Source organism: Chryseobacterium sp. FW101-FHT12H09 (assembly GCF_058790395.1).
Map to the genome: position 1 here is coordinate 276263 of NZ_JBYTCP010000003.1, position 15022 is coordinate 291284.

General features: G+C 34.0%; 14 protein-coding genes. 11 read left to right on the forward strand and 3 right to left on the reverse strand.

Features of this window, described 5'->3' with window-relative positions:
- The first annotated feature begins 5 nt into the window (after positions 1-5).
- From AC3WRL_RS11990 to AC3WRL_RS12025, 8 genes are all read left to right on the forward strand, one after another.
- On the forward strand, positions 6-1421 hold the full coding sequence (locus tag AC3WRL_RS11990; protein WP_214824239.1) for a leucyl aminopeptidase family protein: 1416 nt from the start codon (positions 6-8) through the stop codon (positions 1419-1421).
- A 140-nt stretch (positions 1422-1561) separates the two neighbouring features.
- Positions 1562-2773, forward strand: a complete 1212-nt coding sequence (locus AC3WRL_RS11995) for an ATP-grasp domain-containing protein (RefSeq protein ID WP_492330360.1) — start codon at positions 1562-1564, stop codon at positions 2771-2773.
- A 32-nt stretch (positions 2774-2805) separates the two neighbouring features.
- Positions 2806-3519: an alpha/beta hydrolase-fold protein gene (locus tag AC3WRL_RS12000; RefSeq protein ID WP_214824234.1), complete on the forward strand. Its 714-nt coding sequence runs from the start codon at positions 2806-2808 to the stop codon at positions 3517-3519.
- 50 nt (positions 3520-3569) lie between these two features.
- The gene (locus AC3WRL_RS12005; RefSeq protein WP_261512436.1) at positions 3570-4523 is read left to right on the forward strand and encodes an ATP-grasp domain-containing protein; all 954 of its coding nucleotides are present in this window, start codon (positions 3570-3572) and stop codon (positions 4521-4523) included.
- Between the two features lie 33 nt (positions 4524-4556).
- Positions 4557-5675 (forward strand): carboxylate-amine ligase, encoded by a 1119-nt coding sequence (locus tag AC3WRL_RS12010; protein WP_214824227.1) that lies wholly within the window; start codon positions 4557-4559, stop codon positions 5673-5675.
- A 31-nt stretch (positions 5676-5706) separates the two neighbouring features.
- Complete coding sequence (locus tag AC3WRL_RS12015; RefSeq protein ID WP_261512437.1) at positions 5707-6540, forward strand: type 1 glutamine amidotransferase; 834 nt, start codon at positions 5707-5709, stop codon at positions 6538-6540.
- A gap of 73 nt (positions 6541-6613) precedes the next feature.
- The gene (locus AC3WRL_RS12020) at positions 6614-7798 is read left to right on the forward strand and encodes a hypothetical protein (RefSeq protein WP_492330361.1); all 1185 of its coding nucleotides are present in this window, start codon (positions 6614-6616) and stop codon (positions 7796-7798) included.
- A gap of 22 nt (positions 7799-7820) precedes the next feature.
- Entirely contained in the window at positions 7821-8279 is a 459-nt protein-coding gene (locus AC3WRL_RS12025; RefSeq protein ID WP_492330362.1) for a hypothetical protein, read from the forward strand.
- A 45-nt stretch (positions 8280-8324) separates the two neighbouring features.
- Here the strand turns inward: AC3WRL_RS12025 and cphA are convergent, their stop codons facing one another.
- Complete coding sequence (cphA, locus tag AC3WRL_RS12030; RefSeq protein WP_214824215.1) at positions 8325-10952, reverse strand: cyanophycin synthetase; 2628 nt, start codon at positions 10950-10952, stop codon at positions 8325-8327.
- A gap of 202 nt (positions 10953-11154) precedes the next feature.
- Here cphA and AC3WRL_RS12035 point away from each other — a divergent pair, with 202 nt between their 5' ends.
- The 3 genes from AC3WRL_RS12035 (at position 11155) to AC3WRL_RS12045 (ending at position 13322) form a co-directional block, all read left to right on the forward strand.
- Positions 11155-12042, forward strand: coding sequence for a cyanophycinase (locus AC3WRL_RS12035; protein WP_214826164.1), 888 nt, complete (start codon positions 11155-11157; stop codon positions 12040-12042).
- Positions 12043-12146: 104 nt separating this feature from the next.
- Positions 12147-12989: an isoaspartyl peptidase/L-asparaginase gene (locus AC3WRL_RS12040; RefSeq protein ID WP_492330363.1), complete on the forward strand. Its 843-nt coding sequence runs from the start codon at positions 12147-12149 to the stop codon at positions 12987-12989.
- A 96-nt stretch (positions 12990-13085) separates the two neighbouring features.
- Positions 13086-13322 (forward strand): YtxH domain-containing protein, encoded by a 237-nt coding sequence (locus AC3WRL_RS12045; RefSeq protein ID WP_214824208.1) that lies wholly within the window; start codon positions 13086-13088, stop codon positions 13320-13322.
- 49 nt (positions 13323-13371) lie between these two features.
- Here AC3WRL_RS12045 and AC3WRL_RS12050 read toward each other — a convergent pair whose 3' ends face one another.
- Positions 13372-14169 carry a class I SAM-dependent methyltransferase gene (locus AC3WRL_RS12050; RefSeq protein ID WP_492330364.1) on the reverse strand — a complete coding sequence of 266 codons (798 nt, stop codon included), beginning with the start codon at positions 14167-14169 and terminating at the stop codon, positions 13372-13374.
- A 59-nt stretch (positions 14170-14228) separates the two neighbouring features.
- Positions 14229-14891 carry a GNAT family N-acetyltransferase gene (locus tag AC3WRL_RS12055; RefSeq protein ID WP_492330365.1) on the reverse strand — a complete coding sequence of 221 codons (663 nt, stop codon included), beginning with the start codon at positions 14889-14891 and terminating at the stop codon, positions 14229-14231.
- Between the last annotated feature and the right edge of the window lie 131 nt (positions 14892-15022).

The following is a 15022-nucleotide window of genomic DNA, read 5'->3' on the forward strand; positions in this document are numbered from 1 at the left end:
AAATTATGAAATTAATCAACAAAAAAAATAAAAGCTACAGCCAGGTCTTTCAATTATTCACAGAGGAAGAATGGACAAAAACAAGCAAAAATTTCAATAAAAATATTTCCACTTTTTTCACTGGAAAGAAAAACGAAGTATTTGTTAATACCACTGAAGAAAGTATAATCTATTTTATCGGCTTAGGAAAAGAATCGATTCAGAATTTTGAAGTCCAGCAGGTTGCCGTAAAATTCTCCCAAACCCAGAAAAAAAGTTTAAAAGCTGTTTCCACGTTAGTGTTAGGAAATTTTGTTGATCAAAAACAGTTCGAAGAATTTATAAAGGGATTATTAATAGGAACATACAACTATCCTTTCGATAAAAATCATCCGTTCTGGAATCCGGCATTCGAGATTCATTTTGAAAATCTAAGTCAGAAAAAACTTGATGTAATCACCCAAAAAGCAATAGCATTAGCTAATGGCCAAACGGCCTGTCAGGAGTGGTTAAACAAACCTGCAAATCTTAAAAATCCAGATATTTTAAGTCTTTATCTTAAAAACTTAGCTAAAAAACATCAGCTAAAATATACTGTTTTCAACAGGAAAAAATGCGAAGAATTAGGTCTTGGAGCCTATCTTTCCGTAAATCAAGGAAGTGCTTATGATGCAGCCTTTACCATTTTAGAATACAAAACAACTGTAAAAAACGCTAAAACTATTGGCTTAGTGGGAAAATGTGTGGTCTTTGATACTGGAGGGATCTCTTTAAAGAATCATGAGAACATGCATTATATGAAATCTGATATGGGTGGAGCCACTGCTGTTTTAGGAGCTTTAATTTATGCTTCAGAAATGCAGCTTCCTATTAATCTTGTTGTTATTTTACCAATCACCGACAATTCAATTTCTGAAAAAGCCTTTCTTCCGAGTGACGTAATTACAGCTTACAATGGAAAAACAATTGAAGTATTAAATACAGATGCAGAGGGAAGAATGATTCTTGCTGATTCGCTTTCTTATCTTTCAAAAAACTATAAAACAGACCTTCTTATTGATCTGGCAACATTAACAGGAAGTTCTGTAAGAATGTTTGGTGATACTTGTGGTGCTTTATTTTCAAATAATGAAGAATTAAAAAATACATTAATAAAAACCGGTGATAGAACGAACCAGAGGCTATGGAATCTCCCTTTATGGGATATTTGGAAAGATGATATCCAATCTGATGTAGCGGATTTAAAAAACATTTCCATGAAACCTATTGGTGATTGTATTGTTGCCGCAAAGTTCCTGGAACAATTTATTGAAGGTCATTCGAAATGGGCTCATTTAGATATTGCCGGAGTGGCTTTCGGAAGCGTTGGATATGCTAAAGAAAAAGCGTCAACAGGCTTTGGAGTGCAATTGCTGGCCGATTTAATCGAAAATTATCATTAAAAATTAGTTTATTACAAAATTTCTCTGTATAATTGATTTAGGATTTTCAAAATCTCAGCAATGATCAACTATTGATATTAATTAATCAATAAAATTTTGCTTTTATTTTTGATAATTTATTAAAACTTCAAAAACACTGTATGGAGGAGAAAACTATAGTATGTATTTCGTGCTATTACAAGGGCTATGATTTCATGGACGAAATGAAGCGGCTCGGTAATAAAATAATCTTGATTACATCCGAAAACATTAAAGAAAAGAACTGGCCTTGGCACGCTATTGATGAGGTGTACTATATGCCTGAATTAAAACCATCTGTATGGAATCTGGAGCATTTGGTTCAGGGATTCTCACATCTTATGCAAACCAGGAAAATTGATGCGGTAGTAGCACTTGATGATTATGATGTAGAAAAAGCAGCATTGATCAGAGAAACTTTCCGCATTCCAGGGATGGGGCAAACCACACATCGTTATTTTAGAGATAAACTGGCCATGAGGCAGAAAGCAAAAGATTCAGACATTAATGTTCCTGAATTCACGCCAGTTTTTAATAATGATGAAATTAACACATTTATTGAAAAAGTACCTGCTCCGTGGGTTTTGAAACCACGTTCGGAGGCTTCAGCTTCAGGAATAAAAAAAATAACGACTAAAGATAAGCTTTGGAAGGCTTTAGATTCTCTAGGTGAAGAACGCCATCTCTTTTTATTGGAAAGCTTTAAACCTGGTGATGTTTATCATGTTGACAGTTTAACCTTTAATAAAGAAATAGTATTCACTTCTGCATCAAAATATCTGGCTCCGCCAATGCAGGTTTCTCATGAAGGTGGTGTTTTCAGGACTAAGACACTTGGAAAAGATTCCGATGAGTTCAAATCTCTTGAAGAAGTTAATGCCAAAGTACTTTTAAATTTTGGATTACTTAATGGCGCGACCCATACAGAGTTCATACGAAGTAAAGATGATGGGAAATGGTATTTTTTAGAAACTTCATCCAGAGTTGGGGGTGCCCATATTCCTGATCTTGTAGAAGCTTCCAGTAATATTAATATCTGGAGAGAATGGGCAAAAATTGAAGATGCTCTTCTAAGATCGAAGCGTTATGATATTACAAAACCTACAGAACATTATGCCGGGTTGATTATTGCTTTAATCAAAACCCAACAACCTGATTATAGTGATTTTGAATGTGAAGAAATTGTAAAATACCTTCCCATAGACTATCATGTCGGAATTGTTTATAAGTCAGATAATGCTGATATTGTACAGGAAAGATTAGACGCCGCTGCTGAGAAAATAAATACAGGTTTATTAAACATTTTACCTCCAAAAGGCAAGCCTACGAGCTAATTATACATCAATTTTAAATTAATTATTCTAAAATGCCACACATAGAACATACTGATTATTATTCAAATATATTGGGAATGAATATTAAAGTGGAGGTCACCGGACATTACGGACATCCTATTATTATGTTTCCCACTTCTCAGGGTTTATATACTCAGAATCACGATTTTCATCTTAATGGAAGTATCAATTGGTTTGTAGAACAAGGAAAAGTAAAGCTTTATAATGTTCAGACAATTGATAGCTGGAGTTTTTATGACGATTCCATATCTCCACAACAAAGAATAAAAAATTATGAAAGATATGTACAATTTCTAATTCAGGAGTTCGTTCCTTATATTCAGAAATTACATAAAACACATAGGGTTGCCATTGCGGGAGCAAGCTTTGGAGGTTATCATGCTGCAAACTTTGCCTTTAGATTCCCTGACGTTGTATCACATCTATTCTGTCTTTCAGGAGCATTCAGCATTCGAAATTTTATGGATGGATATTCTGATGATCTGGTATATTATAATTGTCCCAGAGAATTTATAAAAAACGATGAAGCCTGGAAATACAAACACATGCATATTGTATTGAGTACCTCTGATCAGGACATCTGTAAAGATAAAAATGTGGAGATGGCAGAAATCTTAAAATCAAAAGGAATTGATTACTGGTATGATGAAAGAAAATGGATCAATCATGACTGGCCTCTTTGGAGAATGGTCTTTCCAACATTTATCAGCGCATTTTTCTCTTAGAATAAATTTTAAACAATCCCTTATTAATAAAAACACTAAAAACAACAATTATGGCAAAAAAGGTGGGAATTCTATTCGGTATGGAAAACACATTTCCTTGGGCATTTATTGAAAAGGTCAATGAATTAGGAGGTGGAGAAATTATAGCAGAACCTGTACATATCGATAAGCTGGAACAGGGTGTTGATTATGGTTATGCTGTTATTATAGACAGAATTTCTCATGATGTCCCTTTCTACAGAGCTTATCTCAAAAATGCAGCATTGAATGGAACGTATGTTATCAATAATCCATTCTGGTGGAGTGCAGATGAAAAGTTTTTCAATAATGCTTTGATGTCAAAACTGGGAATTCCACTTCCTAAAACTGTTTTATTACCATCCCATGAAAGACCGGCTAATACTTCAGAAACGTCATTCAGAAATTTAAAATTCCCTCACGACTGGGAATACATCTTTGATTATGTAGGTTTTCCTGCCTATATGAAACCTCACGACGGCGGAGGCTGGAGAAACGTTTACAGAGTAGAAAATCCAGAAGATCTATGGAATAAACTAGGTGAAACAGAACAGCTTGTTATGATGGTTCAGGAAGAAATTATTTTCGATGATTATTACAGAGTTTATTGCTTAGGAAAGAAATATGTTCATATTATGCCTTATGAACCTAGAAATGAGCCTCATTTAAGATATGCTACCAGTCATCAGACGGATGGTGAAGAGTTGGAAAAACTATTAACAACCATTCATGATTATACGATTACAATGAACGAGGCATTAGGCTATGATTTTAATACGGTAGAATTCGCTGTAAAAGATGGTATTCCGTATGCCATCGACTTCTGTAATCCTGCACCAGATGCAGACAGAAACTCTGTTGGGGAAGAAAATTTCGCCTGGATTGTAGAGCATGCTGCAAAATTTGCCATTGAAAAGGCTAAAGAATATGTCCCTGGAAAACCCAACATTTCATGGGGAACTTTTGTAAAAGATTCAATAAAATAATTCAGTGGGAGAGAATATAAAAAACACAAGGAAATGCATCAGTTTACTATAGGAATCGAAGAAGAATATCAAATTATTGATGTTGACAGCAGAGATCTAATTTCTCATGTTTCTAAAATTATTGAAGGTGGAAAAGCTGTTTTAAGTGAGAATTTAAAGCACGAAATGCATGAATCCATGATTGAAATGGAAACAGGCATTTGTCAGAATATTCAGGAAGCAAGAACAGAACTTACTAACTTAAGAAGACACCTTATCAATATAGCCCATGAGCAGGGACTTCGTGTATCAGGAGGAGGAACACATCCTTTTTCTCACTGGTCGGACAATCCCATTACTCAGGGAGAACGTTACGTAAAGATTGTTGATGATATGGGTGATGTAGCACGTGAAAATCTTATTTTTGGGTTGCATGTTCATATTGGAATTCCCAATCGCGAAGAAGGGGTAAGAATTCAAAATGTAATGCGTTATTTTCTTCCTCATGTTTATGCATTGTCCACCAATTCACCTTTTTGGATAGGAAGAAATACAGGCTTTAAGTCCTACAGACAGGAGATTTTTGTAAAATTTCCAAGAACTGGAATTCCTAGTTACTTCAATTCATTGGCTGAATTTGACAGTTATGTAGATCTTTTAGTAAAAACAGGAACTATTGATAATGCAAAAAAGATCTGGTGGGACCTTCGTGTACATCCATTCTATCCTACTATTGAGTTTAGAATATGTGACATGCCATTAAGAATTGACGAGACCGTTTGCTTGGCAGCAATCATGCAAAGTTTAGTAGCAAAGATTTATAAACTTCATCAGCAAAACCTAAGCTTCAGAAGCTATAGAAGATTATTATTAAATGAAAATAAATGGCGGGCTTCCAAAAGTGGAATCGATGCTCATTTGATCGACTTTGGTAAAGAAGAATCTGTACCTTATCCCCATTTATTGAAAGAACTTCTTGAGTTCATTGATGATGTGGTAGATGATCTAGGTTGTCGCCAGGAAGTTGAATACGCCTGGAAAATTTTAGAAAACGGAACCGGAGCAGACCGACAACTTCAAATTTTTAAGGAAACAGGTGACCTTACCAAAGTAGTAGATTATATGATTTCTGAAACCGAATATGGTATTACCCACGGCGAAACCATTTCATGATATTTTTGGTAACTTTGCAAAAATATGATGTATGAAAGATATTAGAATCGCGTTGTTGGACATGAATAACAACCATGTAAATCAAGGGTTTAGAAATATTAAAGAAATCTCAGAAACCTTTAAAAAGAATTCTGAAGAAAATGTAAGCATTCAGGTGTTCAATGTAAGACACGAAGATGAAATTCCAAATATAGAAGATTTTGACATTTTTATTTCTTCAGGGGGGCCAGGAAACCCTCATAGAGAAGGGCTGGAATGGGAAACAAAATATGCGGATTTTTTAGATTCTGTATATGATCATAATAATCATAAGGAAGATAAAAAGTATGTGTTTTTAATCTGTCATTCATTTCAAATAGCAAGTATTCATTGGAATTTAGGAAACATCTGCCCTAGAAAATCCTATTCTTTTGGGGTAATGCCTATTCATAAAACAGAAGATGGTGAAAAGGAATTTTTATTCAAAAATCTTTTAAATCCTTTTTATGGTGTAGATTCAAGAGCTTACCAGTTTATTGAGCCTGATCACGAACGTTTTGAAGAATTAGGAATGAAAATAGTGGCTATTGAGAAATTCCGCCCTCATATTAATTTAGAGAGAGCCATTATGGCTATTCGTTTCTCAGAAGAGATCTTTGGAACACAGTTTCATCCAGAAGCAGATCCTGCAAGCATGATTGAAAATCTAAAAGATGAAAAAAACAAAGAAGCTATGATTGAAAACTTTGGAATGGAAAAGTACCTTGAGACCTTGGACAGGATTGATGATGAAGATAAAATAGTTTTGACAAGAGCACAAATTCTTCCTACATTTTTACAGTTTGCTAAAAAGAATATTTTGAAAGCAGCAGGAGCAGTGGCTTAAAAATAATAAACAATTACAACACTATAAATCGAGCAAAATTGCTCGATTTTTTAAAATCACAAAGAAAAAGAATATGATCCCAAAATACCGAAAACAATTCAATCAGGATTTTTCACTGGAAAAGTATGAACAGCTTAAAAATATCATAGCAGAAAAGAGTGGTGTTCTACCGGGATTTAGAATTTCGGAGAGTCCTTTTTTCCTTACGAAGGAATTTGAAAGTAAGCTTATTGGTGCCAGCGAAAGTATTATAGATCAGATAAAGGCTTTATCTCCTGAAATACTACAAAAGGCTGTTCCTGAAAACTGCAAAGTTCCAAACGATACGGATCATCCTCATTTTTTCACCATTGATTTTGGAGTTTGCAAAAATGAAAATGGCGAAATAGAGCCACAACTGATAGAACTGCAGGCATTTCCATCTCTTTATGCTTTTCAAAAAACTTTTGAAAATACATTTTGTGAAGTATATCCTTTTCTTTCTGAAATTAAAAACCCAATGTCTCCTGGTCAGTTCGCAGATTATTTAAGAGAATTAATTGTTGGTGATGAAAATCCTGAAAATGTAATTCTTCTTGAAATTTTTCCTGAGAAGCAAAAAACAGCGATTGATTTTGCTTTAACAGAGAAACTATTGGGAATAAAAACAGTTTGTCTTACCAAAATAAAAAAGGACGGTAAAAAGTTGTATTATGAGGATAATGAAAAGTTAGTTCAAATAAAAAGAATTTACAATCGTGTTATTTTCGATGAATTAGACCATATTCCTAACCTTAAAACCGAATTCGATTTCCGTGAAGAAGTAGATGTAAAATGGATCACCCATCCAAATTGGTTCTTTAAAATCTCCAAATATCTTTTACCTTTATTAAAACATCAATTCGTACCCAAAAGCTATTTCCTATATGAATTCCCTGAAAATGAAAATCTTGAAAATTATGTTTTAAAACCCCTATTTTCATTTGCAGGAAGTGGAGTGAATTTGAATCCTACAATAGAAATTATAAATACTATTGAAGATAAGGAAAATTATATTTTACAAAGGAAAGTTCAGTACGAACCAATCTTTGAAGATATCAACGGAGAATTTTCGAAAGCTGAAATACGTTTATTGTATATTTGGCGGGAAAATGATGAACGCCCTATCCTCTTAGAAAATCTTGGAAGGATGACAAAAGCTGCTATGGTGAATGTTGACTTTAATAAAAAGGATGCCATATGGATTGGAAGCTCTAATGTTTTCTTTGGAGAAGAATAAAATTTATTAAAACTAATATATTATGGAGCAAGAATCAGCTTTTGAAGAGTTTGATGTAAACAGTAATTTCGTACGGAGAAGAGATCTGTTACCGGTCTGGATTAAGATTTTCATCTGGTTATTTTTAATTGGTGGATCAGTTGCTTCTTTAATATTAATTTCCGGTTTTTTTCTAACTAATGTTTCATTGTCTATTTATGGAATAGACTCCACCCATCCTTATACCATTGCAGGGTTTATTGTTTGTATTCTTTTAATTTTTAAAGGAATTGTGGCTTTTGGACTTTGGTTTGAGCTGGAATGGGCTCCAAAAGCTGCTGTCATTGATGCTATAACAGGTATTGCTGTTTGTATCATTATGATGGTTATTATCCCTTTTGTAAATCCAAACATAAGTTTTACACTTAGATTAGAATTAATTCCTTTATATTTTTATCTCATAAAAATGCAGAAAATTGGAAAGCCTTGGCTTAATGTATAAAAAAAACCTCCGAAATTTCGGAGGTTTTTTTATTATTAGATTAGATTAAATTTTATCATCTTCCAAAAATTCCTTGGCTTGATATTCCTGAACCAATTCTATGGCATTTGAAATTACATCGCTTAAAGCGGTAATAAACGTCCCTTCTTCAGCCATTCCCATAGCATGTTTTAATGCTTCAATTTCCTTGGGAATGATCTCATAGCTTACATCTCTGCCTGCTTCATGAATTCCATCTATAATTAATCCGTTAATTTCTTCTTCTTTCCTTCCGCGAAGATGTTTTTCATTTCTTATAATAATATAGTCAAACATCCTTCCGGCAATCTTTCCACATAGTTTGATATCTTCATCTCTCCTATCTCCAACTCCCGAAATAATTCCGATCTTCTTTGTAGATTCAACATTTTTAAGATAATCCTCTATTGCTTCATATCCATCAGGGTTATGTGCAAAGTCGATCAACACCTTAAAGTTTTTAAACTTAAAAATATTTAATCTTCCTGGAGTAAGCTGTGCACTCGGAATAAAAGTTCTTAGAGAATTTGAAATATCCTCTATTCCAAAACCATATAGATAACAGGCTAAACTCGCTGCTAAAACATTAGCGATCATAAATTTAGCTTTCCCTTCCATAGTAATTGGAAAGTCTTTTGCTCTTCCAATTCTTATCTTCCAGTCACCTTTTTTTATAGTTACAAACCCTTCCTCATAGACACAGGTAATTTTGCCTTCTTTAGCGAATTTTTTAATGTATGGATTATTTTCATCCAGACTGAAAATTGCAATATTACTGTCTAAGTCATTAACGATTCGCATGGAATATTCATCATCAGCATTCATGACACTCCAACCATTTTTCTTTACGCTATCAAGAACTACTCTCTTTACTTTAGTAAGATCTTTTAAGTTATGAATGTCATTCATTCCCAGGTGATCTTCCTTAATATTTGTCAGTACTCCAATATCACATTGGGAAAATCCTAGGCCAGAACGCAGAATACCACCTCTGGCAGTTTCTAACACTGCAAACTCTACAGTTGGATCTTTTAAAACAAATTCAGCTGAAAGTGGACCTGTTGTATCTCCTTTCGTAAGCATTGTGTTCTGAATATAAATACCATCAGATGTAGTAAAGCCTACTCTATAACCATTATTCTTAACAATATGGGAGATCAATCTTGTTGTTGTTGTTTTACCATTGGTTCCAGTCACCGCAATAATAGGAATGGTAAATGGTTTCCCTTGAGGATAAAGCATATCTACAACCGGAGCTGCAACATTTCTTGGAAGACCCTCACTTGGTGCCAGGTGCATTCTGAATCCAGGAGCAGCATTGACCTCAATAATCGCTCCACCACTTTCTTTAAGAGGCTGCGTTAAATTTTCGGCCATTATATCAATACCACAAACATCTAAACCAATGATTTTAGAGATTCTTTCGGCCATTGTAATGTTTTCGGGATGTACCATATCCGTTACATCAATCGAAGTTCCCCCTGTTGAAAGGTTCGCTGTAGATTTTAGAAATACGATTTCTCCTTTTTGAGGAACAGTCTCCAATGTATAATGGAGTTTTTCCAAAAGCTCTAAAGTATCTTTATCAATTTGTATTTCCGTTAATACATTTTCATGTCCATATCCTCTTCTAGGATCTTTATTTTCTTTTTCAATAAGCTTTTCAATATTCAATTCTCCGTCACCAACAACATGGGCTGGAACCCTTCTTGCTGCAGCAACCATTTTATTATCTATAACAAGAACCCTGAAATCATATCCGGTGATATATTTTTCTACAATCGTCTTCTTAGAATATTTTTGAGCATGTTCTAAACCGACTTTGGCACTCTCCCAATCATTAACATTAATAGAAGATCCCTTTCCATGGTTTCCATCTAAAGGCTTAAGAACAACGGGATACCCTATCTTTTTAATGACCCTATCTAAACCCTCTTCATCAATCACCAAATCTCCAATCGGAACCGGGATAGCTGCATCATGGAGCATTTTCTTTGTCAGTTCCTTATTACATGCAATATCTACCGCAATTGAGCTCGTCTTTCCAGTAATCGTTGCCTGAAATCTTTGCTGATTAACACCATATCCCAGTTGAACTAAAGAATTAGTTCCTAATCTAATCCAAGGGATCTTTCTTGAAACGGCTTCCTCTACAATACTTCCTGTAGATGGACCTAAACGAACACGTTCCCTGATTTCTTTTAGTGTATGAATACATTCGTTGATATCATATTCTTTGCCTTCAATTAAAGCTTCGGCAATTTTCACGGCTTCTTCGGCAGCATAAATCCCGGCATTCTCTTCAATATAATCAAAAACAACATTGTAAATTCCCGGAGATTTAGTTTCCCGGGTTCTTCCGAAACCTGTATCCATACCTGCTAAGGTTTGGATTTCCAGAGCAATATGCTCTATTACATGTCCCATCCAGGTTCCTGTTTCTACTCTATGAAAAAAACCACCATGTACTCCTTCCGAACATCGATGGGTAATTAAGGACGGCATCATTTTTTCTATCCGCTCCCTGAATCCATCTATTTTATTGGTAGGAAAATTCTCCATCTCTTCAAGATCCAACCTCATCTGTATCAGCTTCTTTCTTCTGATACTCCAAATATTTGGACCACGTAAGGCCTGTATCTTCTCAATTTTCATAGTCAATTTGCATTTTTCTTGATTAATAATAACATCTTCTAAAATCAAAGATAATGTAAAAGCATAAACAAAACCATAGGCCATTTAAAGATTTCTTAAAAAAAAATTAGTTATCATTAACAATCTTAAAAACCTAAAAATCAATTTATATGTATTTGATATTTCGTCAAATATTAATAATTTTTTAAATTTGCATACTATGATGAAACCCGTTGGAAAATTAATTGTTATCGGAGGCGCTGTAAATAAAGGAAGTTTTGCAGAAACCGATTATGATCAGAATATAGAAAAGAACCTTAATTTTTTTGAAAGAGGTATTTTAAGAAAGATCATTAATGAATCTAAGCTAAAAGAAAACTCTATTATAGAAGTAGTGACTACTGCTTCACAAATCCCACAAATTGTAGGAACCGAATATAAGAAGGCTTTTGAGTTTTTAGGTGCAAAAAATGTTAACATTCTTGATATCCACAACCGTGAAGAAGCCAATTCTGATGCTATGGTAGCGAGAGCTAATGCAGCTGATGTTGTTATGTTTACGGGTGGAGACCAGCTTAGGCTTACCTCTATTCTTGGTGGAACAAGATTCCACGATACTATTTTATTAAAATATCAGGAACAGGATTTCATTTATTCCGGAACTTCTGCGGGAGCTGCTGCAGCTTCTGAAAACATGATTTACCAAGGAAGTAGTTCTGAAGCTTTATTAAAAGGAGAAATAAAAACGACACAAGGTTTAGGACTTATTGATAATGTAATTATTGATACCCACTTTGTACAAAGAGGAAGAATCGGAAGACTTTTTCAGGCTGTTGTCAATAATCCAAGAACATTGGGAATTGGTTTGGGAGAAGATACAGGCCTTTTCATACATAATGATGTAATGACGGCGGTAGGTTCTGGGCTTGTTATTATCGTAGATGGTAGATTTATCAAAGATACCAACCTTACCAATATCAATTTGGGAGAACCGATCTCTATCGATAACTTAACGGTGCATGTAATGTCGATGAATGATCATTATGATCTTACTACAAAGACCCTGACTATAGAGAACTCACAGTTTAATCCAATTCCACAAGACAAATAATTAGTAAAAAGTAGAAAACAGAGATTTACAAGTTTAATTAAATTTGTAAGCATCTTTGTTGTTGACTTAATCCAGTATAAATATTCCTTATCAACAAAATATATATGAAAATAATTATCCACGGTGGATTTTTCTCTGAAAGCGATCAAAGCCATGAAGTAAAAGTTGCCAAACAAAATTCATTAAAAAATATAGCCCAAAAGGCTTTTGAGTTTTTACAGACTCATTCTGCCTTTGATACTGTGGCTTATGCCGTTTCTCTTTTAGAAGACGATGAACTTTTTAATGCCGGAATAGGCTCTCAGATTCAAAGTGATGGGATAATCCGTATGAGCGCTGCTATCATGGATGGTGAAACTCAGAAATTAAGTGGTGTCATCAATATTCAGGATGTAAAGAATCCTATTTTTGTGGCTAAAGATTTAATGAAAGAAGATGATCGTGTATTAGGAGGAAGAGGTGCTAAAAAATATGCTTCAGAGCACGGTTTTGAAAATTTTTCAATAGAAATTCCCCAAAGGAGAAAAGAATACGAAGCTAAACTTAATAATGGAGGAAAAGGAACTGTTGGCTGTGTTGCGATCGATCAGAATGGTAAACTGGCTGTTGCCACCTCAACAGGGGGAAAAGGTTTTGAAATTCCAGGAAGAATTTCCGATTCAGCAACTGTTGCCGGCAATTATGCCAATTCAGTATGCGCTGTAAGTTGTACAGGTGTTGGAGAAGATATCGTAAGCAATGCTACGGCAACAAAAATTGTAACAAGGGTTACAGATGGAATGACTTTAGAAAATGCCTTTCAGAAAACTTTTGAAGAATTAAAAACGATTGACGGATTTGCAGGTGCGATTGCTATTGATAAAAATGGAAATATCTATCACCAAGATTCTTATCCTACCATGGTCTTCGCAAGTTATGATGGTCAAAATTTTGAAATCTTCAATTAATTTAACATTATTTTATCATTACTTTCAGTTTTTTGGCACGCAATTTACATGATACTAAGCAACAAATTTTAATATTAATTAAAAAAAATAGAAATCATGGGAAATAAGACAAACGGATTATTAGCTTTATTAGGTTTAGGTGCTTTAGCTTACTGGAAATATAAAAAATCAACTCCAGAAGAACAACAAGCTGTAAAAGATAAAATCAACACTGCTAAGGACAACCTTAACAAGTGGGGAAATGATATTAAGACTAAAGCAAGTGATGTAGCTTCTCAAGTTCAGAATAAAGTGGACGAAGCGAAAACAAAAGCTGAGGATTCTTTAAGTTAAGACAAGTTTTTTTAACATTCATATATAGAAAAGTCATCGTAGTAGTATATTACGATGACTTTTTTTGTGCCATTAAAGCAAATACGATTGGAATTTTATTTCCAAACTTTGATATCCGCCACTTTCCTTTTTCAAATTCTTCAACATGTCTAAAACACGGATAAGGTGACCAATCAAATTCTCTGAAATCATTTATCTCCAATTTATTTTTAATTAAATTCTGCATAACTTCGGCCAATGAATGATTCCACATTACATACTCCTGAACGATAGATGCTGAAGGATCAGCATAAGTCCCTTCATAAGTTTCAATAATGGGTTTTTCATTAAAGTAATTATAGGTTACTTCTTTGAAATCATCATCAAACATCCAGACTATAGGATGAAATTCTACCATTACAAATTTCCCATTCGGCTTCAAAAAGTGACTGACTACGTGAGCCCACTTATCTAAATCTGGAAGCCACCCTATCGTTCCATAGCTGGTAAATACAATATCAAATTTTTCATCTAAAACATTAGGAAGATCATAAACATCTGAGCATATAAATTCGGTATCTGTTCCAGATTGCTTAGCCAGATCTTTGGCTGTATTAATAGCCTTATCAGATAGATCTATTCCAATAACCTTTGCGCCTAATCTGGAAAGAGATATGGAATCCTGGCCAAAATGACACTGTAGATGTAGAATACTTTTTCCTTTAACATCTTCTAAAAGATCTAATTCAATAGAATTAAGAGAACTTCTTCCTTTTAAAAATTCATCAACAAAATAAAAATCTGATTTCAGATGAGGTTCTACTTTAGCATTCCATGAGTTTTTGTTTATTTCTAAGTAATTTTCCATGATTAATTAGTGAGTGGTATTAATTTTTGCTTAATACAATATTACTCATAATTCAGTAATTATTCATCCTGATACTCTTGGGAAGGAATAACAATTGAAGTATATAGGCTATATAGTTCCCAGCCTAAAGATTCGTACAAAGATTTACCTTCCACTGTTGCCACCAAAAAGTTATTATATGCTCCTTTTGATAGTGCAATTTTCTCTAATTCTTTCATTAAAAAAGAAGCAAGACCCTTTCTTCTATGGTTTTGATCAGTAATGATCTGATCATAAACAGCCAAATCATCAACAATAGCTACCCTGCCTATTGCTGCTTGTTCTCCCCCATCTTTAGTAATAATCTTAATCACGTAGGTGGAATTATACTGATCATATTCAAGTCGATAGTCTGCGGGAAGATCATAATGTAAAACAGTCATTGGATGAAAACATGACATCATATATTGATCGCCCTGCATTTGCCATTTGGAAGGTATTTTATCTTTAAATGTTTCGAAAGCTGAAGATACTTTCAGGAAAACCCAAGGCTCATCAACTAATTCTGCCAATTGGAGAAAGTCATCATTGGGCTCAGAAAATACATATCGCTTTTTCTGCATAGGAGTGTTAACATCTACTGTAAATCCAGATTTGTACTTGACAGGCTGAGGAAGTTGTCTGGATAATGACCATCCTTGCAGCCATTTTTCTATAATGTCAATAGAAGCTTTGTTTTTCATAATAAGGTGAATAAAATTCTGATATAAATATTGTTTTGAGTGATCGTTTTTCTCAATAATTATGCTTTAAATGCATTTCGAATATAAAAATAAATCACCATCTTTAACATAGTGTAATACTAAAAAAACAA

Bases quoted from the DNA above. Each gene is read 5' to 3' on its own strand.
- AC3WRL_RS11995 (WP_492330360.1), top strand. From the start codon at position 1,562: ATGGAGGAGAAAACTATAGTATGTATTTCGTGCTATTACAAGGGCTAT.
- AC3WRL_RS12045 (WP_214824208.1), top strand. From the start codon at position 13,086: ATGGGAAATAAGACAAACGGATTATTAGCTTTATTAGGTTTAGGTGCT.
- AC3WRL_RS12000 (WP_214824234.1), top strand. From the start codon at position 2,806: ATGCCACACATAGAACATACTGATTATTATTCAAATATATTGGGAATG.
- AC3WRL_RS12005 (WP_261512436.1), top strand. From the start codon at position 3,570: ATGGCAAAAAAGGTGGGAATTCTATTCGGTATGGAAAACACATTTCCT.
- AC3WRL_RS11990 (WP_214824239.1), top strand. From the start codon at position 6: ATGAAATTAATCAACAAAAAAAATAAAAGCTACAGCCAGGTCTTTCAA.
- AC3WRL_RS12040 (WP_492330363.1), top strand. From the start codon at position 12,147: ATGAAAATAATTATCCACGGTGGATTTTTCTCTGAAAGCGATCAAAGC.
- AC3WRL_RS12015 (WP_261512437.1), top strand. From the start codon at position 5,707: ATGAAAGATATTAGAATCGCGTTGTTGGACATGAATAACAACCATGTA.
- cphA (WP_214824215.1), bottom strand. From the start codon at position 10,952: ATGAAAATTGAGAAGATACAGGCCTTACGTGGTCCAAATATTTGGAGT.
- AC3WRL_RS12035 (WP_214826164.1), top strand. From the start codon at position 11,155: ATGAAACCCGTTGGAAAATTAATTGTTATCGGAGGCGCTGTAAATAAA.
- AC3WRL_RS12025 (WP_492330362.1), top strand. From the start codon at position 7,821: ATGGAGCAAGAATCAGCTTTTGAAGAGTTTGATGTAAACAGTAATTTC.
- AC3WRL_RS12020 (WP_492330361.1), top strand. From the start codon at position 6,614: ATGATCCCAAAATACCGAAAACAATTCAATCAGGATTTTTCACTGGAA.
- AC3WRL_RS12055 (WP_492330365.1), bottom strand. From the start codon at position 14,891: ATGAAAAACAAAGCTTCTATTGACATTATAGAAAAATGGCTGCAAGGA.
- AC3WRL_RS12050 (WP_492330364.1), bottom strand. From the start codon at position 14,169: ATGGAAAATTACTTAGAAATAAACAAAAACTCATGGAATGCTAAAGTA.
- AC3WRL_RS12010 (WP_214824227.1), top strand. From the start codon at position 4,557: ATGCATCAGTTTACTATAGGAATCGAAGAAGAATATCAAATTATTGAT.